20 protein-coding genes and 2 tRNA genes are annotated in these 22,407 nt (G+C 66.0%); 8 read left to right on the top strand and 14 right to left on the bottom strand.

What is annotated here, in order from left to right; all coding sequences use genetic code 11:
• Positions 1-399: 399 nt before the first annotated feature.
• The gene (locus tag AC3A3W_RS16315; RefSeq protein WP_487444081.1) at positions 400-1,446 is read left to right on the top strand and encodes an endonuclease/exonuclease/phosphatase family protein; all 1,047 of its coding nucleotides are present in this window, start codon (positions 400-402) and stop codon (positions 1,444-1,446) included.
• 16 nt (positions 1,447-1,462) lie between these two features.
• On the opposite strand, the gene AC3A3W_RS16320 is transcribed toward AC3A3W_RS16315, so the two are convergent.
• Positions 1,463-2,224: an SDR family oxidoreductase gene (locus AC3A3W_RS16320; RefSeq protein ID WP_487444061.1), complete on the bottom strand. Its 762-nt coding sequence runs from the start codon at positions 2,222-2,224 to the stop codon at positions 1,463-1,465.
• Between the two features lie 31 nt (positions 2,225-2,255).
• Positions 2,256-2,624, bottom strand: coding sequence for a DUF488 domain-containing protein (locus AC3A3W_RS16325; protein ID WP_487444062.1), 369 nt, complete (start codon positions 2,622-2,624; stop codon positions 2,256-2,258).
• 75 nt (positions 2,625-2,699) lie between these two features.
• On the opposite strand from AC3A3W_RS16325, the gene valS reads away from it, so the two are divergent.
• Positions 2,700-5,321, top strand: coding sequence for a valine--tRNA ligase (gene valS / locus AC3A3W_RS16330; RefSeq protein ID WP_487444063.1), 2,622 nt, complete (start codon positions 2,700-2,702; stop codon positions 5,319-5,321).
• 379 nt (positions 5,322-5,700) lie between these two features.
• Here the strand turns inward: valS and AC3A3W_RS16335 are convergent, their stop codons facing one another.
• The 6 genes from AC3A3W_RS16335 to AC3A3W_RS16360 form a co-directional block, all read right to left on the bottom strand.
• The gene (locus tag AC3A3W_RS16335; RefSeq protein WP_487444064.1) at positions 5,701-6,315 is read right to left on the bottom strand and encodes a mycothiol-dependent nitroreductase Rv2466c family protein; all 615 of its coding nucleotides are present in this window, start codon (positions 6,313-6,315) and stop codon (positions 5,701-5,703) included.
• Positions 6,316-6,447: 132 nt separating this feature from the next.
• Positions 6,448-7,737, bottom strand: a complete 1,290-nt coding sequence (clpX, locus tag AC3A3W_RS16340) for an ATP-dependent Clp protease ATP-binding subunit ClpX (protein ID WP_205654045.1) — start codon at positions 7,735-7,737, stop codon at positions 6,448-6,450.
• A 183-nt stretch (positions 7,738-7,920) separates the two neighbouring features.
• Entirely contained in the window at positions 7,921-8,580 is a 660-nt protein-coding gene (locus tag AC3A3W_RS16345; protein ID WP_205654046.1) for an ATP-dependent Clp protease proteolytic subunit, read from the bottom strand.
• A gap of 39 nt (positions 8,581-8,619) precedes the next feature.
• Positions 8,620-9,216, bottom strand: a complete 597-nt coding sequence (locus tag AC3A3W_RS16350) for an ATP-dependent Clp protease proteolytic subunit (RefSeq protein ID WP_205654111.1) — start codon at positions 9,214-9,216, stop codon at positions 8,620-8,622.
• Positions 9,217-9,470: 254 nt separating this feature from the next.
• On the bottom strand, positions 9,471-10,853 hold the full coding sequence (gene tig, locus AC3A3W_RS16355) for a trigger factor (protein ID WP_205654047.1): 1,383 nt from the start codon (positions 10,851-10,853) through the stop codon (positions 9,471-9,473).
• Positions 10,854-10,935: 82 nt separating this feature from the next.
• Positions 10,936-11,010 (bottom strand) — tRNA-Pro (locus AC3A3W_RS16360).
• A 132-nt stretch (positions 11,011-11,142) separates the two neighbouring features.
• Between AC3A3W_RS16360 and AC3A3W_RS16365 the strand changes: the two genes are divergently transcribed.
• Positions 11,143-11,213, top strand: a tRNA-Gly gene (locus tag AC3A3W_RS16365).
• Positions 11,214-11,282: 69 nt separating this feature from the next.
• On the opposite strand, the gene AC3A3W_RS16370 is transcribed toward AC3A3W_RS16365, so the two are convergent.
• From AC3A3W_RS16370 to AC3A3W_RS16380, 3 genes are all read right to left on the bottom strand, one after another.
• Positions 11,283-12,194, bottom strand: coding sequence for an Fpg/Nei family DNA glycosylase (locus AC3A3W_RS16370; RefSeq protein ID WP_487444065.1), 912 nt, complete (start codon positions 12,192-12,194; stop codon positions 11,283-11,285).
• Entirely contained in the window at positions 12,194-12,688 is a 495-nt protein-coding gene (locus tag AC3A3W_RS16375) for a ribose-5-phosphate isomerase (protein ID WP_205654049.1), read from the bottom strand. The genes AC3A3W_RS16370 and AC3A3W_RS16375 overlap by 1 nt, the downstream gene beginning before the upstream one ends.
• 104 nt (positions 12,689-12,792) lie before the next feature.
• Complete coding sequence (locus AC3A3W_RS16380) at positions 12,793-13,809, bottom strand: hypothetical protein (protein ID WP_487444066.1); 1,017 nt, start codon at positions 13,807-13,809, stop codon at positions 12,793-12,795.
• Between the two features lie 134 nt (positions 13,810-13,943).
• Between AC3A3W_RS16380 and pepN the strand changes: the two genes are divergently transcribed.
• From pepN to AC3A3W_RS16400, 4 genes are all read left to right on the top strand, one after another.
• Positions 13,944-16,496: an aminopeptidase N gene (gene pepN / locus AC3A3W_RS16385; RefSeq protein WP_487444067.1), complete on the top strand. Its 2,553-nt coding sequence runs from the start codon at positions 13,944-13,946 to the stop codon at positions 16,494-16,496.
• Between the two features lie 60 nt (positions 16,497-16,556).
• Positions 16,557-17,048: an OsmC family protein gene (locus tag AC3A3W_RS16390; RefSeq protein ID WP_487444068.1), complete on the top strand. Its 492-nt coding sequence runs from the start codon at positions 16,557-16,559 to the stop codon at positions 17,046-17,048.
• Between the two features lie 99 nt (positions 17,049-17,147).
• Positions 17,148-17,819 (top strand): mechanosensitive ion channel family protein, encoded by a 672-nt coding sequence (locus AC3A3W_RS16395; protein WP_487444069.1) that lies wholly within the window; start codon positions 17,148-17,150, stop codon positions 17,817-17,819.
• A gap of 2 nt (positions 17,820-17,821) precedes the next feature.
• A complete protein-coding gene (locus AC3A3W_RS16400) occupies positions 17,822-18,280 on the top strand; it encodes a globin (protein WP_276208588.1) in 459 nt (152 codons plus the stop codon).
• A 29-nt stretch (positions 18,281-18,309) separates the two neighbouring features.
• Here AC3A3W_RS16400 and AC3A3W_RS16405 read toward each other — a convergent pair whose 3' ends face one another.
• Complete coding sequence (locus tag AC3A3W_RS16405; RefSeq protein ID WP_487444070.1) at positions 18,310-18,972, bottom strand: DUF8185 domain-containing protein; 663 nt, start codon at positions 18,970-18,972, stop codon at positions 18,310-18,312.
• A gap of 63 nt (positions 18,973-19,035) precedes the next feature.
• Here AC3A3W_RS16405 and AC3A3W_RS16410 point away from each other — a divergent pair, with 63 nt between their 5' ends.
• On the top strand, positions 19,036-20,016 hold the full coding sequence (locus tag AC3A3W_RS16410; protein WP_487444071.1) for an acyl-CoA thioesterase: 981 nt from the start codon (positions 19,036-19,038) through the stop codon (positions 20,014-20,016).
• Positions 20,017-20,107: 91 nt separating this feature from the next.
• Here the strand turns inward: AC3A3W_RS16410 and ettA are convergent, their stop codons facing one another.
• On the bottom strand, positions 20,108-21,790 hold the full coding sequence (ettA, locus tag AC3A3W_RS16415) for an energy-dependent translational throttle protein EttA (protein WP_205654057.1): 1,683 nt from the start codon (positions 21,788-21,790) through the stop codon (positions 20,108-20,110).
• A gap of 46 nt (positions 21,791-21,836) precedes the next feature.
• On the bottom strand, positions 21,837-22,370 hold the full coding sequence (locus AC3A3W_RS16420; protein WP_487444072.1) for a DUF6993 domain-containing protein: 534 nt from the start codon (positions 22,368-22,370) through the stop codon (positions 21,837-21,839).
• Positions 22,371-22,407 lie beyond the last annotated feature (37 nt).

A 22,407-nucleotide genomic window follows, 5' to 3' on the forward strand; every position in this document is an offset into this window, starting at 1 on the left:
GCTTTCGCCGTCCAACGCACCGGTACCGCGGTACCACCTCACTTACCGGGACCGGGACCGCCCCAGGGGGCTGCTCCGGCACCGGCCGCTCATTACTGCTGTGACGGGCTTACCCGTCCGGTTCTACTGGCCCTGCACGCCGAAGGCGCGCCGGGTGTTCTTCCGGAAGCTCACCGGTGATGGCCGGGTCAAAGCTGTTGCCACAAGTCTAGCGGCTGTGCTTGCGGACTCCATAACCGGTCAGGGCCGGCAGAACAGGCTTCCTGCGCCGATTCCTGCCGCGACCCGATCCTGCCTAGACTCGAGGGCATGACCGCCTCCGCCCCCGGGCCCGCCCGACGGGACCCCGCTCTCCCACAACCGGCCGCACCGCCTCACGGTGCCGCCTTCGCGTGCCGAATGCTGGCGGTGGCAGTCCTTGTGCCGGTGGTTTCCTTGTCGATCTTTCGGGCTGTTCCGGCCCAGTGGCCGACGCCGGTGGTACAGCTGCTGTCGTTCACCCCATGGCTGGTGGTCCCGGCAGTCCTGGCGCTGGGGCTGGCGGTGGCTGGCCGCCGCGCGTGGATCACCGCTGTGGCCATGATTCTGCTGGCCGCCCAGCTGTTCTGGCTCTTTCCGCTGGACGCCGGCCGCAGCATTGCCGATGCCTCCCGTTCCAGCACGGGGCTCACGGCCATGAACATCAATTCACAGTTCGGTGAAGCGGATGCCGCGGAGATCGTCCGCCTGGTCCGGGAAAACGGCGTGGAACTGCTCGCGGTCCAGGAACACACGCAGGCCTTTGAGGACCGGCTGGCCGCGGAGGGCTTGGGACGCCTGCTGCCGCACAGGATCAGCAGCCCCACTGACAACGGCGCCGGCAGCGCAATCTATGCGGCCCACCCGATGGAGCCCGTCGGACTGCTGCCGGATACGCCCTTCCAGATGCCGACCGTCCGCCTCACGGTGAAGGAGGCGGGCCGCACCGCTGTCCTGGAGGTCACGAACGTGCATGCGCTGCCCCCGGTGGACGTCCGCGTCGCGCAGTGGCGCAGCGACCTCGCGGCGCTGGGTCGCCTGGCCGCGCCCGGCGGGTCGGCTGCGCAGGACGGTCCCGTAGCCCAGGGCGGTTCAGCCGCGCAGGGCGGATCCGCAGCCCAGGACAATTCAGGTGCACAGCCTGCCAACCGCCTGCTGATTGGCGACTTCAACGCCACCTACGACCACTCCGAGTTCAGGGCGGTGCTCGACGGCGGCCCGGGTCCGAAGTTGGTGGACGTGGGGACAGCGGCCGGCCGGCGGCTGACCCCCACCTGGCCGATGGAAGGCGTGCCGCTGCCAGGCATTGCCATCGACCATCTCGTCACGAGTCCACAGATCGCGAGCTCCGGCTATGCGGTGCACCGGGTCCCGGGAACCGACCATGCCGCGATCCTGGCCACCCTGGCCGTCCCGGCGGCAGATTAGGACCAGGGGCCGGCCGTCAGGCCTTTTTGCGGATGATCTTGTGGTTGGCTGCCTGCGCGACGGGCCGGATCACGATCTGGTCCAGGTTCACGTGGTGCGGTGCGCAGACGGCGTAGCGCACCACATCCGCCACGTCCTCCGCCGTCAGCGGCTTTTCCACGCCCTCGTAGACCTTCTGCGCCGCCTGTTCATCGCCCAGCCGCATAAGCGCGAATTCCTCGGTGCGCACCAGCCCCGGCGCCACTTCAATCACGCGGACGTTGTTTTCGGCCTCCTCCAGCCGCAGGGCATTGGTCACGGCGTGCTGGGCGAACTTGGCCGCGTTGTAGCCGGCGCCGCCCTCGTAGGCCACGAGTCCGGCCGTGGAGGTCAGGTTCAGGACGGTTCCCTCGCCGTGCTCGCGCAGCATGGGCAGGAATGCGCGGGTAAGTTTCATGGTGCCAAGGACGTTGACCCGGAACATCCACTCCCAGTCGTCCGTCTGCGCCCGTCCCACGGGATCTGCCCCGCGGGCGCCGCCGGCGATGTTCACCAGGGTGTCGATCCCGCCGCCGGCGGTCACAGCGGCCAGGAGCCTGGCGACGTCCGCGTCCTCGGCGATGTCGGCGGGAATGGCGACGGCACCCGTTTCTGCCGCCAGGGCGTCCAGCCGCTCTTGGCGCCGGGCAACGGCGTAGACCGTCCATCCCTCGGCCCTCAGCGCGCGGACGGTCGCTTCGCCAATGCCGGTGCTCGCACCGGTAACTACAGCTGCTTTATTGCTCGATGCCTCAGTCATGGCACCACCCTAACGGCATCCGGCGAACGTCTCAGCCGTGCCGCGACTGCAGGAACTCCAGCAGCACCCGGGCATGGTTCACCTCCGGATCCTTGGCGCCGTACAGCAGGGTCACCTTGCCCTCCCGCGCCGCGAGTTCCAGCAACTGCCCCACCGCCGGGTTCTGTTCAAGCTCCGATTCATACTGCTCGCGGAAGTCGTCGAACCGCTCCTTCATGTGGGCGAATTCCTGCCTGAGGGGCGGCGACGGCGCGATGTCCTTGAGCCACAGCTCCAAACCGGCGCGCTCCTTGCTGACCCCGCGCGGCCACAGCCTGTCCACCAATACCCGGCAGCCGTCGTCGTCCGCGGGCTCATCATAGATCCGCTTGGTCACGAAACGGCCGTGCGCGTTCTCCATACCGGGCATGCTACTGCAGGTGTCACGGACACCGCCGCTGCAAGAACCCGGCAGCGGCCATGAAACAATTGCTCCATGGCTGAAGCAAATCAGGGTACAGACACGCCCACCACCGCCCCTATCAACGTTCCGGACAAGCCCGCCCTCGAAGGGCTCGAAGCTGCCCTGACGCAGCGCTGGCTCGAGGAAGGGACTTACAAGTTCAACCCGGACACCACCCGGGAGCAGGTCTACTCGATTGACACTCCCCCACCGACTGCATCGGGTTCACTGCACGTGGGCCACATGTTCTCCTTCACGCAGACGGACGTCCAGGCCCGTTTCATGCGCATGACCGGCAAGAACGTCTTCTACCCGATGGGCTGGGATGACAACGGCCTGCCCACCGAGCGCCGCGTCCAGAACTACTACGGCGTCCGCTGCGATCCGGCCATCCCCTACAACGCCGACTACCGGCCGCCGGCGCAGCCCGCGAAGAACCAGCGGGATTTCGACGTCGTTTCCCGGCAGAACTTCATCGATCTGTGCGAGGAGCTCGCCGTCGAGGACGAAAAGGTCTTCGAGAACCTGTTCCAGACCCTCGGCCTGTCCGTCGACTGGAACCTCACCTACCGCACCATCGATGACACCTCCCGCGCGGTGTCCCAGCGTGCCTTCCTCGCGAACCTGGCGGCCGGCGACGCCTACATGGCCGAAGCCCCCACCCTGTGGGACGTCACGTTCCGCACCGCCGTCGCGCAGGCCGAGCTCGAGGACCGCGAAGTGCCGGGCGCGTACTACCGGTACCCGTTCTTCACCGCCGACGGCGAGAAGATCTTCATCGAGACCACGCGTCCCGAACTGCTCGCCGCGTGCGCCGCGCTCGTGGCAAACCCCGACGACGAGCGCTACCAGCCGCTGTTCGGCAAGACCGTGAAGTCCCCGCTCTTCGACGTCGAGCTGGAGGTCAAGGCCCACCCCCTCGCCAAGGCGGACAAGGGCTCGGGTATTGCCATGGTCTGCACCTTCGGCGACCTGACGGATGTCACCTGGTGGCGGGAACTCCAGCTCCCCACGCGTGCCATCGTGGGCCGCGACGGCCGCATCCTCGCCGACACGCCGGACTGGATCACCACCGACGCCGGCCGCGAGGCGTATGCAGCCATCGCCGGAAAAACGGTCTTCTCCGCGAAGGAGGCCGTGGTGGAGCTGCTCACCGAGGCCGGCCTGATGGATGGCGAGCCCAAGAAGATCACCCACCCGGTGAACTTTTTTGAAAAGGGCGACAAGCCTCTTGAGGTTGTCACCTCCCGCCAGTGGTACATCCGCAACGGAGGCCGCGACGAGGACCGCCGCGAGCGCCTGATTGCCCGCGGCCACGAGATCGAGTTCCACCCGGCGTTCATGCGCTCCCGGTACGAGAATTGGATCGCCGGCCTGAACGGTGACTGGCTCGTGTCCCGCCAGCGGTTCTTCGGCGTTCCCATCCCGGTCTGGTACCCGCTGGATGCCCAGGGCAACCCTGACTATGACGCCCCCATCCTGCCCGCCGACGAGCAGTTGCCGGTGGACCCGGCCGCGGACGCGGCGCCCGGCTTCGACGAGGCCCAGCGCGACCAGCCCAACGGCTTCACGGGCGACGCCGACGTCCTGGACACGTGGGCCACGTCCTCCCTGACCCCGCAGATCGTGGGCGGCTGGAGCCGGGACGAGGAGCTGTTCGCCAAGGTCTACCCGTTCGATCTCCGCCCGCAGGGCCACGACATCATCCGGACGTGGCTGTTCTCCTCCGCAGTGCGGGCGGATGCCCTGCAGGACTGCGCCCCGTGGAAGCACGCCGCCATTTCCGGCTGGATCCTGGACCCTGACCGCAAGAAGATGTCCAAGTCCAAGGGCAACGTTGTAGTGCCGACCGATGTCCTGAACGAGTACGGCTCCGACGCCGTGCGGTACTGGGCGGCCTCCGCCAAGCTGGGTGCCGATACGGCCTACGAGATCGCACAGATGAAGATTGGCCGCCGCCTGGCCATCAAGCTCCTGAACGCGTCCAAGTTCGTGCTGAACCTTGGGGCGACTGAGAACTCGGTGGTTTCGACGGACCTGTCCGTACTGACCAATCCACTGGACCGTGCGCTTCTGGCTCAGCTCTCGGACGTGGTGGCACAGTCCACCAAGGCGTTCGAGAACTACGACTACGCCCGTGCGTTGCAGATCACCGAAAGCTTTTTCTGGCAGTTCACGGACGATTATGTGGAGCTCATCAAGGACCGCGCCTACGGGGCCGCCGGCGAAACCGAGCAGGCCTCCGTGCTCGCTGCCTTGGCCACAGCCTTGGATTCCCTGCTCCGCCTCTTCGCCCCGTTCCTGCCCTTCGCCACCGAAGAGGTCTGGAGCTGGTGGCGGACGGGCTCCGTGCACCGTGCCGCCTGGCCGGCGCCGCTGGAGATCACCGACGGCGACACCGCCATGCTGGGCACCGTGGGCATTGCGCTCAGCGGCATCCGCAAGGCCAAGTCCGAGGCCAAGGTCAAGCAGCGCACCGAGGTGCTCACGGCGACGATTACGGCCAGCGGCCCGCTCGTGGCCCAGCTGCGGGCCGGCCTCAATGACCTGAAGGCTGCGGCGAACGCCCAGGACATCGTGCTGGAGACCGGCGACGGCGAACTGACCGTCGGCGACGTGGTGCTGGTTCCTGCCGAGGAGAACGCGCCGGCCTGATCACCATCCGGAGAGCAGAAAAGCCCCATCAGCGTCCGGCGCTGGTGGGGCTTCTGTTTTTGGGCAAAGGGGAAGCCCCATCAGCTTTTTGCGGTTGGTGGGGCTTCGACTTTTCGGCTGTCTGGTGACATCTTTGACAGTCTGGCAAGATCCTTAGAAATTTCAGGTCTTCCTACCTTGTCACTGGTAGCCTGCTTCTAACTTTGCCAAAGGCTGCGTTAGATGCATGTCACTGAATCTTTGGTTCTTGCGTCCCTCTTCTTTCGAAGTGGGTAAGAACTATTCTGGTCCCCTGCTTTTGGATGCGCAAGAGCCCCGGGAGAACTACTCTCGTGTAGTTCTCCCAGGGCCCTTGGCGGTCCCCAAACGGGGCGGACGGCTAGTTGAACGCCGGGCTTTCCGTCCGGCTGCGCTTGATCTCAAAGAAGTGCGGGTAGGACGCCAGCGTGACAGTGGCGTCCCACAGACGGCCGGCCTCCTCGCCCCGCGGAATGCGCGTGAGCACGGGACCAAAGAATGCCGTGCCGTTGAAGGCAACCACCGGGGTCCCAACGTCCTGGCCCACCAGCGAAATCCCCTGTTCGTGGCTGGCACGGAGCTGGGGGTCGAAGGCGTCGGACTCCGCAGCCTGCGCCAGTTCGGCGGGAAGCCCGCAATCCGCGAGGGCCTTGCTGATGACGATCGAAAAGTCCTTCTGTCCGCCGTCGTGGATCTGCGAGCCCATGGAGTCGTAGAGCGGCTTGACCATCTGGTCGCCGTGCTGTTCCTGGGCGGCGATTATCACGCGGACCGGGCCCCACCCCTTGTCCATGGCTTCGCGGTACGTGGGGTCCAGCTCGCGGCCTTCGTTGAGCACGGACAGGCTCATCACGCGCCAGTCGGTGGTAATGTCGCGGACACTTTCCACCTCGCCGATCCAGCGCGAGGTGATCCAGGCGAACGGGCACAGGGGATCGAACCAGAAGTCTGCCTTGTTGGAGAGGGTCTCAGTCATGGGTGAATTCCTTCACTGTTCGTGGCGGGCATGGCTGTTCGCAGTGGTCTCGCATCGGCGCGCGCGAGTGCATCACGTGGAAGATCAGCGGGGACGGCGCACCACAGGCACGCCGTTAAGCACAGCCGGGAACTATGCGGATTTATTCCGCCGCTTGGCCACGACGTCGTGCGCGATCATGGTGGGCTGTGCCTTCTTCGCCACGACGTCCGCCGTGATGACCACGCTGGCGATGTCGTCGCGGCTGGGTAGATCGAACATCACCGGCAGGAGGACTTCCTCCATGATGGCGCGAAGCCCGCGGGCGCCGGTGCCGCGCTCGAGCGCCTGGTCCGCGATCAGGTCCAGCGCGGCGTCGTCGAACACGAGCTCGACGCCGTCCAGCTGGAACATTTTCTGGTACTGCTTCACCAGCGCGTTCTTGGGGGTGGAGAGAATCTGGATCAGCGCCGGCCGGTCCAGGTTCGAGACCGTGGTGATCACCGGGAGGCGTCCGATGAATTCGGGGATGAGGCCGAATTTCAGCAGGTCCTCCGGCATCACCTCGCCGTATGAGTCGGTGTTGTTCTTGACCTCGTTCAGCGGCGCACCGAACCCGATGCCTTTGCGCCCGGACCTGGACCCAATGATTTCCTCGAGTCCGGCAAACGCGCCGGCCACGATGAACAACACGTTGGTGGTGTCGATCTGGATGAACTCCTGGTGGGGGTGCTTGCGGCCGCCCTGCGGCGGAACCGAAGCCACCGTGCCCTCGAGGATCTTCAGCAGCGCCTGCTGCACACCTTCACCCGAGACGTCGCGGGTGATGGACGGGTTCTCGCTCTTGCGCGAGATCTTGTCGATCTCGTCGATGTAGATGATGCCCTGCTCGGCCTTTTTGACGTCGTAGTCGGCTGCCTGGATGAGCTTCAGCAGGATGTTTTCGACGTCCTCGCCGACGTAGCCGGCTTCGGTCAGCGCCGTCGCGTCGGCGACCGCGAAGGGGACGTTGAGCCGGCGGGCGAGGGTCTGTGCCAGGTAGGTCTTGCCGCAGCCGGTGGGGCCGATCAGGAGGATGTTGGACTTGGCGATCTCGACGTCGTCGTGGTGGACACCGTCCGCCAGGCTGCCGCTCTTGGGGGCGTGGCCGGCCTGGATCCGTTTGTAGTGGTTGTAGACCGCGACGGCGAGGGAGCGTTTGGCAGGTTCCTGGCCGATGACGTATTCCTGCAGGAAGTCGAAGATTTCGCGGGGCTTGGGAAGTTCAAAACTGCCCAGATCGGCCACTTCGGCGAGCTCTTCTTCAATGATCTCGTTGCAGAGTTCAATGCACTCGTCGCAGATATAGACGCCGGGCCCGGCAATGAGCTTCCGCACCTGCTTCTGGCTCTTTCCGCAGAAAGAGCACTTGAGCAGATCCGTGCTCTCGCCAATCCGAGCCATATGTGAACCCCTTAGTATCTTGCTGCGAGTGCAGCCCTGCACCGGTTGTTTGCATCCCGGCCATCTTCTCGCAGACTGGCCATGATTACATCCACTCTAGGTCACATTCTGCCCGAGAGGTGGAAACCAGACGCCGGTGCGGTCCAAAAATCTGAACCGCACCGGCGTCTGGGTCAGCCGCTGCTATCTGGCAATCGCCTGCGGCTTGATCTTGCGCGAATCCAGCACCTGGTCGATCAGGCCGTAGCTCTGGGCCTCGGCGGCGGTGAGGATCTTGTCCCGCTCGATGTCATTGTTGACCTGCTCCGGGGTCCGGCCGGAATGCTTGGCCAGGGTGTCTTCCAGCCAGGAGCGCATCCGCATGACCTCGGCCGCCTGGATCTCCAGGTCGGAGGCCTGGCCGCCCTGGCCGCCGGACAGCGAGGGCTGGTGGATCAGCACGCGGGCGTTCGGCAGGGCCAGCCGCTTTCCGGGCGTTCCCGCCGCCAGCAGCACGGCCGCGGCGCTGGCCGCCTGGCCAAGGCAGACGGTCTGGATTTCCGGGCGGATGTACGTCATGGTGTCGTAGATCGCGGTCATGGCGGTGAAGGAACCGCCCGGGGAGTTGATGTAGAGGGTGATGTCGCGGTCCGGATCGGTGGACTCCAGCACCAGAAGCTGTGCCATCACGTCGTCGGCCGAGGCGTCATCAACCTGGACACCGAGGAAGATGATGCGGTCCTCGAACAGCTTGGTGTACGGATCCTGGCGCTTGAAGCCATACGGCGTGCGCTCTTCGAACTGGGGCAGCACATAGCGGCTGGTCGGCAGGTTGCCGGCAGTCGAGCCGAAATTGTAGTTCATGTTCTTTACTCCTGGATTCAGTTCGCTCTGCGTGCCGGTTTAGTTCTGGGCCGTTCCGCCGCCGCCGGCTACCGAGCCGGCGTGCGCGGAGATCTTATCGAAGAAGCCGTATTCGAGTGCTTCGGTTGCGGTGAACCACTTGTCGCGGTCGTTGTCTTTCAGAATCGTGTCCACCGTCTGGCCGGTCTGTTCGGCTGTCAGCTCAGCCATGACCTTCTTCATGTGCAGGATGAGCTCAGCCTGGATCTTGATATCGGAGGCGGTACCGCCGATACCGCCCGAGGGCTGGTGCATCAGGATGCGGGCGTTCGGGGTGGCGTACCGCTTCCCCTTGGTGCCGGAAGACAGCAGGAACTGGCCCATGGAAGCGGCAAGCCCGGTGGCGACGGTGACGACGTCGTTGGGGATGAACTGCATGGTGTCGTAGATCGCCATGCCGGCCGTCACGGAGCCGCCGGGAGAGTTGATGTAGAGGTAGATGTCCTTGCTCGGGTCCTCGGCGGACAGGAGCAGCAGCTGAGAGCAGATGGCGTTCGCGTTTTCATCGCGGACCTCGGAGCCAAGCCAGATGATGCGCTCTTTCAGCAGTCGGTTGTAGATGTAGTTGTCCTGGGCTGCCGGATCGACAGTTGCCATGCGGGGCGCCCCTGCTTGCTGTGACATATTTACTTACCTCTCGCTGGTGACGGTGACATCACTGAACTTCACTACTTGGACACTAACCGCTTTCGCAGCGGTTTTGTTCGCCGAAATCGCGCTGTTCGCTGACGGCGCACGATCCCCGGCAGCTGGCGCCGCGGCCCCTTCGACGGCACGGCAGGGTTAAACGAAGCAGCCCCCGGATCATCGGATCCGGGGGCTGCCGTCATGCTGTCAGAACTTCGCAGCTGTTAGAACTTCGCGGCTGCGGGATCGTCGCTGGGGGCGACCTCGGCTGCCTCTTCGGAAGCTTCGCCTTCGGCGGCCTGGGCCTCGTCCTGGCCTGCGGGGCGAACGAAATCGCTCAGGTCAACCTTGTTGCCCTCGGAGTCCGTGACCTCGGCCTGGCCGAGAACGACTGCCAGCGCCTTGCGGCGGCGGACCTCGGAAACCATCATCGGGACCTGGCCGCTCTGATCGATGATCTGGGCGAACTGGTTCGGGTCCATGCCGTACTGGCTGGCGGTGGTGACGATGTAGTCGATCAGCTCGTTCTGGCTGACGCCCACTTCTTCCTTCTCGGCAATGGCGTCAAGGATGATTTCGTTCTGGAAGGCGCGCTCGGTGTTGGCCTTGACCTCGGCGCGGTGCTCCTCGGTGTCGTGCTCACCCTCACCGTGGGAGTTCTCGGCCTTGAAGTGCTGTTCGATCTGCTCTTCGACGACGGAGTCCGGAACCGGAACCTCGACGAGCTCGACGAGCTTGTCCAGGACCTTGTCGCGGGCCTCAACGCCCTGCTCCACGATCTTGGAGTCGGCGGCCTGCTTGGCGAGGTCCTCGCGCAGTTCGGCGAGGGTGTCGAACTCGGATGCCAGCTGGGCGAAGTCGTCGTTCGCTTCGGGAAGCTCACGTTCCTTGACGGACTTGACCACTACCTTGACCTGGGCGGCTTCACCGGCGTGGTCGCCGCCGACGAGGGTGGTGTCGAAGATGGCGTCTTCGTCGGCGCTGAGGCCGGTCACTGCCTCGTCCATGCCTTCGAGCATGGTCCCGGCACCAACCTGGTAGGACAGGCCGGAAGCAGAGTCCACCTCGGCGCCGTCGATGGTCGCCGTGATGTCGATGGTGAGGAAGTCCCCGTCGGCCGCCGGGCGGTCCACGGACTTCAGCGTGCCGAAGCGTCCGCGCAGCTCATCGAGGGCCTTGTCGACGTCGGCCTCGGAGGACTCGGCAGCGGCGACCTCAACCTTGATTCCGGCGTAGTCCGGGAGTTCGATCTCCGGACGGACGTCGACCTCGGCGTGGAACTTGAGCTCGCCGTCGGTTGCGGAGGGGTCCGGAACCTCGGTGATCTCAACCTCGGGACGGCTCAGCGGGTGGATGCCTGATTCCTGGACGGCAGCCTGGTACCAGCCGTTGAGGCCCTCGTTGATGGCCGTCTCCAGCACGTAGCCGCGGCCGACGCGCTGATCGATCAGCTTGGAGGGGACCTTGCCCTTACGGAAGCCAGGGACCGAGATCTGCGAAGCAACAGTCTTGTATGCCTCGTCGATGCTGGGCTTCAATTCCTCAAAGGGGACCTCAACATTGAGCTTGACCCGCGTGGGGGTGAGGTTCTCGACAGCGCTCTTCACGGTCTAAGTACTCCTGGTTTTGTTGGATGGGGGTTCTTGCAAACGCGATTCTCGGCCCAGGCCATCGGCCCGGGCCGCAGAGTCGGGGTGACAGGATTTGAACCTGCGACTTCCTGCTCCCAAAGCAGGTGCTCTAGCCAAGCTGAGCTACACCCCGTAATGCACAGGACAGTCTACGTTCATACCCGCCGGCTTTGCACATTTGACACCGGGGGCATGAATTAGGTTTAGTTATATCCGGCTTGAACAGCCAGCCCGAAGAGCAGCAGTGAAAACACTGTCTTCTTCCGGGGACGTAGCTTAATGGTAAAGCCTCAGTCTTCCAAACTGATTACGCGGGTTCGATTCCCGTCGTCCCCTCCGCGAAGGGCCCCTCGCACGAGGGGCCCTTTCCTGTTTCCGGCGTCTGTTTCCGGCGTCCCGGGCCTCCTAGGCCTGGTCCGTGCGCTGGCAGGTGGGGCACCAGTACAGTTTCCGGGCAGCATGCTCGGCCAGCGCCACCGCTGTGCCGCACACCCGGCATGGTTGGCCGTGCCGCCGGTAGACAAAGTGGGCCTCCTCGCTGGGCGGCAGCGAATCCGGGTCGCTCCAGTAGCCGGCCGTCGTGGTGATGATCCGGCCGTCGCGGACACCGTCGGCCATGACCGCCGCCGTGTCGTCCCAGACCCGCCCTGCAGCGGAGGCGGTGAGCGACCGGCCCGGAAGCAGCGGATCGATGCGCTGGCGGAAGAGCACCTCAGCCCGGTAGACATTCCCGACGCCGGCGATCACCTTTTGGTCCATCAGCAGCGTCGCCAGCGGGGTACTGCGTGCCGTAAGCCGCTTAATAAAGGCGTCACGGCCGCCGTTCACGTCATGCAGCGGGTCGGGCCCGAGGCGCCGGAGGACCGCTTCCGCTTCGGCGTCGGTGATGGCTGCGCAGGTCGTGGCACCGCGTAAGTCGGCCCAGCCGTGGTCGCTGGCCAGCCGCACCCGCACGGCACCGACCGGTTCCGGCGGACCGGCGTAGTCCGCTGCGCCGCCGTCGGCCGCGGCGCCAGCCGGCTCTTCACGCTCCCCCACCCTGCGCGGGGCTCCGATGCTTGACGCGCCGCGGAACGCGCGGTCGCCACCGAAGTCCCAGGCGCCGTACAGGCCCAGATGGACGTGCAGCACGAGCCCGTGTTCAAAATGCAGGAACAGGTGCTTGCCGTGCGCCTCCGAGCGCACCAGTGTGCGGCCGTCCAGCACGGCCGCACCGGCGGCGAAGCGGCCCTGCGGACTCGAGACCGCAAGCCGCCGGCCGGCAAAGACGTCGCGGAACTGCCGGGCCAGCCGGTGGATGGAATGCCCCTCGGGCACTACTCGACGACCTCGCCGGTGGTTTCGTAGGTCGCGATTTTCCCGATCCGGCGGATGTGGCGTTCGTCGTTGCTGAAGGGCTCCTGCAGGAATGCCTCAATGAGGGCGGTGGCCTCGTCGACGCTGTGCTGCCGGCCGCCCACAGCCACCACATTGGCGTCGTTGTGCTGCCGGGCCAGGGTTGCCGTGGAGTGGTTCCAGGCGAGGGCTGCACGGACGCCCTTGACCTTGTTCGCGGCAATCTGCTCGCCGTTCCCCGAGCCCCCGAGCACGATGCCCAGGGCGTGCACGCCGGCCTGCTGGTCCGCCACCACGGCAAGTGCCGCGTTGATGCAGAAGGACGGGTAGTCATCCAGTGCGTCATATTCCTTGGGCCCGTGGTCCACCACGTCGTAGCCCTTGGCCGCCAGGTGGCTGACCAGGTGGGCGCTCAGTTCCATGCCGGCGTGGTCGGTGGCGATGTGGACGCGCGGAAATGCAGGAGTTGTGGTCACGGTGGGTTCCGTTCAGTCATGGGCGCCGGGGCGCAGCCGGGCTGTTCAGGTCAAAATCAACAGCTCCCAGAGTACTAGGTGGCACCCAGGTCATGACTCGCCAGTTACGCGTCAGCCTCTCCCTGCAACGGCGAACGGCCTTCCCCCCGGGCACGCGCGGCCACGCGGGTGAGTAGGTCGGCGAGGCGCGCTGCGGCGTCGGGGTTCCCGCCGCTCACCGCAAGCCGGTGGCCGTCGGTTTTCCGGACGACGACGGCGGGTCCGCTGCTCACCAGCACGGCTGCGGTTTCGCCGTGGTTGCGGTAACCCCAGCCACCATAGTCGGCCGCGCGGACGTCCGCCGGAGCGGCAGCGGAGATGGCCTCGGCCGGCACATCCACCACCCGCAGTATCCCGGCGACGAAAACCCGCAGCCCGCTCCGGTCTGCCGTGACGCGGGCGAAGAGAAAGGCCGCACCGACGATGGCCGCGGCGACCAGCAGGATTCCCAGCCAGGGAACTGCGATCGAAATGAGCGAGGCCGGAAACAGGCTGGCGATGCCGATCATGACGAAGACCGAGCTGCGGGCGTGGACCCACATCCTGATCGAATCTTTGGCCAGCTCGGGGTCAAGCTCCAGCTCCAGGGCGCGCTGCAGCGCCTGGTCGTCCTCGGGTGTCCACTGCTGGTCCGCTTTGAAGACGAATCCCATGATGACCCCCAGCGAGAGGGCGGCGCCGCTCCCCGTGGCCAGCACAATCAGGTCCACATGGGAGTCCCGGGCATCGGGCACCCCGGCCTGCCCCACAAGGCCTGCTGCCAGCACGGCCGTCACGAACAGGCTCACGGTGAGGCCGGCACCCATCATGATGCGCCGCATCACTGTGGGCCGGGAAAGGGGCACGGCCTGCAGCAGCACCAGCCAGCCGGCGGCGACGATCAGCGCAGCCCCGCCGCCCACGTAGGCTGCAAACGGCGCAAAGCCGGCACCGCCGGCGTCGTCCCAGCGAACCGCCAGGGGAGCCGGAAGGTCAGGCTGCAACAGCATGGCGCTAACGGCGAAGGCCGCAGCAAGCAGTACGGGAAACCCGATTGCGAAACGCAGCGCCTTGGTGTCCACCGAATCGAGGAACTTTCCCATGCCTTAACGCTACTCCCGCGGCGCGGCCGGCGGGACCGGAAACGTGATCCGCGCAACTTGCCAAAGACCCGGCCAATGAAAGAATGGCGTCACAGTAATACCCACCACTCTCTGGAGGCACAATCTTGCCAGGTATGAACCTGACGCGCGCCGAAGCCCGCGAACGCGCCGAACTGATCTCCGTCGATTCCTACGACATAAGCCTGGACCTGACCAGGGGCGAGAAAGTGTTCGGCGCCACCACCACCGTAAAGTTCAGTGCTGCGCCCGGCTCCTCCAGCTTCATCGACGCCGTGACCGAGTCGGTGCACAGCGTGACCCTCAACGGGCGGCCGTTGGACCCTGCAGAGGTCTCCGACGGCATCCGCATCCAGTTGCCGGACCTGGCAGCGCACAACGAGCTCACCGTCGTGGCGGACACGCCGTACATGAACACGGGCGAGGGACTGCACCGCTTCGTTGACCCGGTGGACGGCGAGGTGTACCTGTACACCCAGTTCGAGGTGCCGGACTCCCGCCGCATGTTCGCCGTCTTCGAGCAGCCGGACCTCAAGGCCACGTTCAAGTTCACCGTGACGGCCCCGTCCCACTGGGACGTCGTCTCCAACTCCCCCACGCCTCTGCCCGCGGAAACGTCCTCCGGAGCTGACGGCGGCGCCCGCTCCGTCTGGGAGTTTGCGCCGACCCCGCGGCTTTCCTCCTACGTCACCGCCTTGATCGCGGGCCCCTACCAGTCCGTGCGCAGCGAGGTCACGGGATCGGACGGCCGCCTCATTCCGCTCGGCGTGTTCGCCCGGAAGTCGCTCATGCAGTACCTGGACGCCGACAACATCTTTGAACTCACCCGCCAGGGGTTCGAGTTCTTCGAGGCACAGTTCGGCTGCCCCTACCCCTTCGAAAAGTACGACCAGCTGTTCGTCCCCGAATTCAATGCCGGTGCCATGGAAAACGCCGGCGCCGTGACCATCCTCGAAGGCTACGTCTTCCGCGGCAAGGTTCCGGAGGCCCAGGTGGAACGGCGCGCCATCACCGTGCTGCACGAACTGGCCCACATGTGGTTCGGGGACCTCGTGACCATGCGCTGGTGGAACGACCTCTGGCTCAACGAGTCCTTTGCCGAGTACATGTCCCACCTCGCCGCCGTGGAGAACACGAAGTTCCAGAGCGCCTGGACCACCTTCGCCTCCGTGGAGAAGTCCTGGGCCTACCGCCAGGACCAGCTCCCCACTACCCATCCCATCTTCGCGGAGATCAACGATCTCCGGGATGTGGAGGTCAACTTTGACGGCATCACCTACGCCAAGGGCGCCTCCGTGCTGCGCCAGCTCGTGGCCTGGGTGGGCCCGGAGCAGTTCATGGCCGGCGTCCGTGAGTACTTCGCCAAGCACGCGTGGGGCAACACCGAGCTCGGCGATCTCATGATCGAGCTGGAAAAGGCCAGCGGACGCGACCTGGACCGGTGGGGGCGCCTCTGGCTGGAGACCGCCGGGGTGAACACGCTTCAGCCCGAGCTGACCGTGGATGCGGACGGCGTGATCACCGGCTTCGCCATCCGGCAGTCGGCGGTCGCCGACCAGCCGACGCTCCGCCCGCACCGCCTTGCCGTGGGGTTCTACGACGTCACCGCAGAGGGAAAGCTGGAGCGCACCCACCGCGAGGAGCTCGACGTCGAGGGGGAACGCACCGACGTGCCGGCGCTGGCCGGACTGCGTCAGCCGGACCTCATCCTCCTCAACGATGACGATCTCGCCTACGCCAAGGTCCGGCTGGATGAGAAGTCGCTGGCCACGGCCACGGCGCATTTGAAGGACTTCAGGGAGAGCCTGCCCCGCACGCTCGTGTGGGGCTCGGCCTGGGACGCCGCGCGCGACGGCGAGACCCCGGCCCGTGGCTACGTGGACCTGATCCTTTCCAACATCGCCGCCGAAAGCGACTCCTCGGTGATCCTGGTGCAGCTGCGGCAGCTGGCCACCACGCTGACGTTCTACGTTGCCGAGGAACGCCGCGAAGCCACCATCGTGGCTGCGGCCGACCGGCTGTGGGACCTCGCCTCAGGAGTGCCGGGCGGCTCGGATGCGCAGCTGCAGTTCGTCAAGTCCTACGCCCTGCTGGCCCGGAGCGGGCAGCAGCTGGATAACGTGGCCGGGCTGCTGGACGGCTCCCTCACACTGCCCGGGCTGGCGGTGGACCAGGACCTGCGCTGGGAGCTTGTGGCCTCCCTCGTGGTGGGCGGACGGCTGGGCCAGGAGCAGATCGACGCCGAACTGGCACGGGACAACACCTCCAGCGGGCAGAACGCGGCCGCTCTGGCGAAGGCGGCCATCCCCACGCCCGAGGCGAAGGCCGCAGCCTGGGAGTCGATCGTGGTCAAGGGCGAGCTGTCCAACGCCATTCAGGCGTCGGCCGCCGCCGGGTTCACGCGCGTGCTGGACACCCGCCTGCTGGAGCCGTACTCGGAGAAGTACTTCGAGGCGGTTCCCGGAATCGTCGCGGAGCGGACCAATGCGCTGGCGCAGCAGATCGTCGTCGGACTTTACCCGGCGCAGCTGACCACGCAGGCCACCGTGGACCGCACGGACGAGTTCCTGGCGTCCCTCCCGGAGGAGAGCGCGGCGCTGCGCCGCATGATGCTGGAAAACCGCGACGGCGTCGCCCGGGCCCTGCGGGCACGCGCGGCCGACGTCTAGGAACGGCGGCTGACGCCGGCGGGCCCCGGCGGCGCGCCGGCCGGCGTCTAAACTGGCGGCATGGCCCTTGACGAGCACAATTATTCGCTGACTGTTCGCTGGACCGGCAACCGCGGGAGCGGAACGTCGTCGTACCGGGACTACTCCCGGGACCACGACGTCGAGATTCCCGGGCTGCCGGTCCTCAAAGGCTCGGCCGACCCCACCTTCCACGGCGACCGTTCCCGGTACAACCCGGAGCAGCTGCTGCTCACGGCCCTGGCGCAGTGCCACATGCTGTCCTTCCTGCACGTGGCGGTGCGGCACGGCGTGGCCGTTCTGTCCTATGAGGACCACGCCACCGGACTGATGCGGCTCAACCGTGACGGCAGCGGCCAGTTCGAAACGGTGACCCTCCGCCCCCACGTGACGGTGGCCGACCCGGCGCACGTCGCGTTTGCCGAGGAGATGCACCAGGAGGCCAACGCGGTGTGTTTCATCGCCCGCAGCGTAAATTTCCCTGTGTTGCATGTTCCCATTACCACAGCGGCCGGAAGCCGGCCACCGGAATAACCCCGCTACCCTTAAAAGGAAACGGAACCAACCCGCCGCGCATACGCGGGCAGGAAATTCCGGCTGGCGCCGGACAGCAACTAGGAGCATCCCTACAAGATGTACAGCATGTTTACAACGCCTTCGGCCTCGCTTGAGCCAGCAGGGTTCAACGTCGCCGGAATAGCGATCAGCCTCGGTGCGGGCATCCTCCTGTGGCTGGTGGCAACCTACGTGATCTCCCGGATCACCAAACGGGTCGCCAGCGGAACAACTCTATTCAAGAAGCCCCATTTCCGGTGGGTCGCTCCCGCTCTGCGCGCACTGGATCACGAACGCCGTGTCCAGCGTGCCCGGACCATCGGGTCGCTGCTGAACAGCGTGATCGGCGTGGTCCTCGCCGTCATCACCAGCATCTACGTGCTGAAGAACCTCGACGTCGACGTCGCGCCGCTGCTGACCAGCGTCGGGATCCTCGGTATCGCCATCGGTTTCGGCGCCCAGCAACTCATCCGCGACTTCCTGGCCGGCATCTTCATCACCATCGAGGACCAGTACGGCATCGGGGACATCATTGAGACCAGCGAAGTGGTTGGCGTGGTGGAGTCGATCGGGCTGAGGATCACCCGGGTCCGGGACGACAACGGGGCCATCTGGTACCTGCGGAACGGCGAAATCCTTCGCGTGGGAAACCGCTCGCAGGGCAATTATGTGGCCCCCGCAGAGGAGCCAGACGCCGGGCCGCTTGAGGCCGAAGCCCAGCACGGACCGCAGCAGAAAGCCGCAGAGTAACCATGACCATCCCGACTCCTTCGGAACCCAACGCGCCCCGGCAGCTGATGCGCAACGACCCGTTCAGCCAGCCGGGCTACACAGACAACTTCTATGACGCTGTTGGCGGCCACGAGACCTTCGTGAAGCTGATCGACGTGTTCTACGACGGCGTGGCTGCAGACCCGCTGCTGCGGGCAATGTATCCGGAAGAGGACCTGGAACCGGCCAAGCGGCGGTTCCTGATGTTCCTCGAACAGTATTGGGGCGGACCCACCACCTATGGCGAGGAACGCGGCCATCCCCGGCTGCGCATGCGCCACATGCCGTTCAAGGTGACGCCGGAGGCGAAGGACCGCTGGCTGCACCACATGCGCGCGGCCGTGGACTCGCTGGAGCTGCCGCCGCTGTACGAGGGCACCCTGTGGGACTACATGGAGCGGGCGGCGCTCTCCATGGTCAACAGCCCGTCCGGGGCCTAGGCACGCCAGGGTTCGCTGGCGGGTCCGTGCTAGAGCAGGCCTGCACCTGTCCGGGCCAGGACGTGTCCGCGGCTGCCGCTGAGGCGGAACCAGCGCCCGGCCCGGTAGAGCCTCTGTTCGTCGGTGCCCAGGAAGCCGAGCGCGAGGGCGGCGAACGCCGCTCCGGCCGGAAGCCCGGAGTGCCCCTCGAGTTCGCGTCCCCAGACCGCGGCGCGGGCGTTGTTAACGATGTGGGCGCCCGGGTTGTCCGGCATGATCCCTGCGACCTCTGTGATACCGGCCTCCGCGGCTTCCCGCAGTTCGGAGTCCGGAATGGAACCGACCAGCTCCCAGCCTCCCCGCGGCGCTCCGACGCCGGCCCAGGATTCTGTGACGGTCGACGGCGGGACCGGCAGTTCGGCGTCGTTCTCCCCCGCCCTGGCCAGCCGGTCAAGGACGGCCGCCAGCGGCACGGTGACGTCCACGGTGGACGGTTCCGCCAGGCCCATGGTGCGGAGCCCAAGGATGGTGGGCGTGGACTCCCCTAGGATCCGGGGCCGGAGCACGCAGACGTACGCGGCCAGTACCGGACCTGCGGCCTGGAGGCGGATGGCGCCGTCGTCGACGGCCTTGGCGCGGGTCGCGTAGGTGCGCAGATCGGCAAGATCGCGGGGGTCCGCGAAGCGGAAGGACTGGGTGAGGAGATCAGACACATCTAAAACACTACCGGGCTGGGCTCGGTTGAGCGCTGCCGGGGCGACGTCTAGAGTCAAACCATGACTGAAGCGGACGCCGGATTGCAGGAACTACCCATCAATGACCCCACCACTTCACTGATCGAACTGCTGGACCTCGGTGAACTTGAAGGTGCCCGCACGGATGAGGATATCTTCATGGGCCCGTCCCAGCGCCAGCCGCACCAGCGGGTCTTTGGCGGCCAGGTGCTGGCCCAGTCCCTCATCGCGGGAATGCGCACCGTGGAGGACGACCGGACGGTGCATTCCATGCATGGATACTTCCTCCGGCCCGGCGACGCAGACAAACCCATCACGTTCGGGGTGCAGCGGCTGCGGGACGGGCGCTCGTTCTCGGCACGCCGGGTCCATGCGTACCAGGAGGGGAAGCCGATCCTCTCCATGATTGCCTCCTTCCAGGCCGGGGACGAGGGCATCGAGCACCAGTCGGAGATGCCGGCCGGAATCCCGGATCCGGAGTCCCTCCCCAGCACCGCCGACCTGCTGGGGAAGTACGACCATCCCGTGGCGCGGCACTGGGCCTATGAGCGGCCGTTCGACATCCGCCACGTGGACCCTGCCCTCTATGTGGCGGCCACCGGCAAGAAGGAAGCCCGCAATGCCGTCTGGATGAAGACCTTCAGCCGCATGCCGGACAATGCCAATACGCACCGGGCGGCTTTGGCCTACGCCAGCGACTACACCCTGCTGGAATCGATTCTCCGCAAGCACGGACTGAGCTGGATCACCCCGGGAATGAGCGTGGCCAGCCTCGACCATGCCATGTGGTGGCACCGGCCGGTGCGGGTTGACGAGTGGCTGCTCTACGTCCAGGAATCGCCCAGCGCCCAGGGTGCCCGCGGGCTGGCCACGGGCAAGATCTTCAACCGCGACGGCCTGCACGTGGCGTCCGTGGCCCAGGAAGGCATGGTCCGCGTGCCGACAGACCTGAAGAGCAAGGTTGCTGGCGCATTCCAGTCCAAAGTCCTGCAGCACCAGATGCGCAAGGCCGACCGGGACTAGTCCCGCCCTTCTGCGCGCGGGCATGTATGCGAAAGGCCGGTTCCCGCTGGGAACCGGCCTTTCGCAGTGGCACCTAGTCGCGGTGGGGCGGCTAGTCGCGGGTGAGGCGGCGGTGGGTGACGCGGTGCGGCTTCGCGGCGTCGGGGCCGAGCCGCTGCACCTTGTTTTCCTCGTAGGATTCGAAGTTGCCCTCAAACCAGTACCACTTCGAGGGGTTCTCGTCGTCGCCTTCGTACGCCAGGATGTGGGTGGCCACCCGGTCCAGGAACCAGCGGTCGTGCGAGACCACCACGGCGCAGCCCGGGAATTCGAGCAGGGCGTTTTCGAGGCTGCTCAGGGTTTCGACGTCGAGGTCGTTGGTGGGCTCGTCGAGGAGCAGCAGGTTGCCGCCCTGCTTGAGGGTCAGCGCGAGGTTCAGGCGGTTGCGCTCACCACCGGACAGCACACCGGCCTTTTTCTGCTGGTCCGGGCCCTTAAACCCGAAGGCGGCCACGTAGGCGCGGGACGGCATCTCAACATTGCCCACCTGGATGAAGTCCAGTCCATCGGACACGACCTCCCACAGCGTCTTGTTGGGGTCGATGCCGCCGCGGCTCTGGTCCGCGTAGGAGATCTTGACGGAGTCGCCGATCTTCAGGTCGCCGCCGTCAAGCGGTTCGAGCCCGACGATGGTTTTGAAAAGCGTGGTCTTGCCGACGCCGTTAGGGCCGATGACGCCGACAATGCCGTTGCGCGGCAGCGAGAAGGAGAGACCATCGATCAGGGTGCGGTCCTCGAAGCCCTTCTGCAGGTTCTTCGCCTCCAGAACCAGTCCGCCGAGGCGGGGGCCCGGCGGGATCTGGATTTCCTCGAAGTCCAGCTTGCGGGTCCTGTCGGCCTCGGCCGCCATTTCCTCGTAGCGTGCAAGACGGGCCTTGGACTTGGTCTGCCGGCCCTTGGCGTTGGAGCGCACCCATTCCAGTTCTTCGGTAAGGCGCTTGGCCTGCTTGGCGTCCTTCTTGCCCTGGATTTCCAGGCGGGCACGCTTCTTCTCCAGGTACGTGGAGTAGTTGCCCTCATACGGGTAAAGGTGGCCGCGGTCCACTTCGGCGATCCACTCAGCAACGTGGTCCAGGAAGTACCTGTCGTGAGTGACGGCCAGGACGGCGCCGGCGTAGCTGGAGAGGTGCTGTTCCAGCCACAGCACGCTCTCGGCGTCGAGGTGGTTGGTGGGCTCGTCCAGGAGCAGGAGGTCCGGCTTCTGCAGCAGCAGCTTGCAAAGCGCCACTCGCCGGCGCTCACCGCCGGAGAGCAGGGTGACGTCGGCGTCGGCGGGCGGGCAGCGGAGGGCGTCCATGGCCTGCTCGAGCTGGGAATCGAGGTCCCAGGCATCGGCGGCGTCAATGGCTTCCTGCAGGTGGCCCATTTCTTCCAGCAGCGCGTCGTAGTCGGCGTCGGGGCTGGCCATCTCCTCGGAGATTTCGTTGAAGCGCTGGATCTTGCCGTAGATCTCGCCGACACCTTCCTGGACGTTGCCCAGGACGGTCTTTTCCTCGTTCAGCGGCGGCTCCTGGAGCAGGATGCCCACGGTATATCCCGGGCTCAGCCGCGCCTCGCCGTTGGAGGGGGTGTCCAGGCCTGCCATGATCTTCAGGATGGTGGACTTACCGGCACCGTTGGGACCAACAACACCGATCTTGGCGCCCGGGAAGAACGACATGCTGACGTCGTCGAGGATAAGTTTTTCGCCAACAGCCTTACGGGCCTTGGTCATTGTGTAGATAAATTCCGCCATGGTTCCAAATCTAGTGGGTTGACGGGCATAACTCACATTCGGAGCGTCAGGCGGCAGCTCCGACGAAGCACTTCCCGCTCGCCAGCACAGGCAGTACGGTCACAGTCACTTTGCCGTCACGGATCTGGCCTATGACGCATTCCCTGCCCTGCACCGACGCCGCCTCGATGGAATCCACGTCCAGCCCGGTGGGCGTCCGGCCGGCTGAAACTTCCAAGGTGGCGGCAGGAACGCCCGCGGCGGTAAGGGCATGCCTGACCTGCTCAGTGCCGGGCTTCGGGGCAGCCGCGGCCACGGCTCCCAGCGTGTCTGTCATGGTTTTCTGCAGCTGGGCCGTGGCCGTTCCGGGGCCCGCACCCGCGGCCGCCACAGACCCTGGCGGCGCCGAAGCGGACCCTGCAGAACCCGACGCTGCGGAACCCGGTCCAGGAGTGCTGACTGCAGGAGATTGGGGGCCTGCTGCGGAGGTGCACGCAGCCAGCGACGAGAGCAGCAGCCCGGCGACCGCGATCCTGGCCGGCATCCTGGTCAGGGACTGCAGTAACGCCGTAGTCGATTGGGGTGCCTTGGGTCTTGTCACGGTGCCATTCTGCCATGCGGCACCGCGGGGGAACGGT

This window comes from Arthrobacter sp. Soil_N43 (assembly GCF_057655195.1).

Coding starts and splice junctions, on each gene's coding strand:
- AC3A3W_RS16315 (WP_487444081.1), top strand. CDS start 400: ATGCTGGCGGTGGCAGTCCTTGTGCCGGTGGTTTCCTTGTCGATCTTT.
- AC3A3W_RS16320 (WP_487444061.1), bottom strand. CDS start 2,224: ATGACTGAGGCATCGAGCAATAAAGCAGCTGTAGTTACCGGTGCGAGC.
- AC3A3W_RS16325 (WP_487444062.1), bottom strand. CDS start 2,624: ATGGAGAACGCGCACGGCCGTTTCGTGACCAAGCGGATCTATGATGAG.
- valS (WP_487444063.1), top strand. CDS start 2,700: ATGGCTGAAGCAAATCAGGGTACAGACACGCCCACCACCGCCCCTATC.
- AC3A3W_RS16335 (WP_487444064.1), bottom strand. CDS start 6,315: ATGACTGAGACCCTCTCCAACAAGGCAGACTTCTGGTTCGATCCCCTG.
- clpX (WP_205654045.1), bottom strand. CDS start 7,737: ATGGCTCGGATTGGCGAGAGCACGGATCTGCTCAAGTGCTCTTTCTGC.
- AC3A3W_RS16345 (WP_205654046.1), bottom strand. CDS start 8,580: ATGAACTACAATTTCGGCTCGACTGCCGGCAACCTGCCGACCAGCCGC.
- AC3A3W_RS16350 (WP_205654111.1), bottom strand. CDS start 9,216: ATGGCAACTGTCGATCCGGCAGCCCAGGACAACTACATCTACAACCGA.
- AC3A3W_RS16380 (WP_487444066.1), bottom strand. CDS start 13,809: ATGGGAAAGTTCCTCGATTCGGTGGACACCAAGGCGCTGCGTTTCGCA.
- pepN (WP_487444067.1), top strand. CDS start 13,944: ATGAACCTGACGCGCGCCGAAGCCCGCGAACGCGCCGAACTGATCTCC.
- AC3A3W_RS16390 (WP_487444068.1), top strand. CDS start 16,557: ATGGCCCTTGACGAGCACAATTATTCGCTGACTGTTCGCTGGACCGGC.
- AC3A3W_RS16395 (WP_487444069.1), top strand. CDS start 17,148: ATGTACAGCATGTTTACAACGCCTTCGGCCTCGCTTGAGCCAGCAGGG.
- AC3A3W_RS16400 (WP_276208588.1), top strand. CDS start 17,822: ATGACCATCCCGACTCCTTCGGAACCCAACGCGCCCCGGCAGCTGATG.
- AC3A3W_RS16410 (WP_487444071.1), top strand. CDS start 19,036: ATGACTGAAGCGGACGCCGGATTGCAGGAACTACCCATCAATGACCCC.
- ettA (WP_205654057.1), bottom strand. CDS start 21,790: ATGGCGGAATTTATCTACACAATGACCAAGGCCCGTAAGGCTGTTGGC.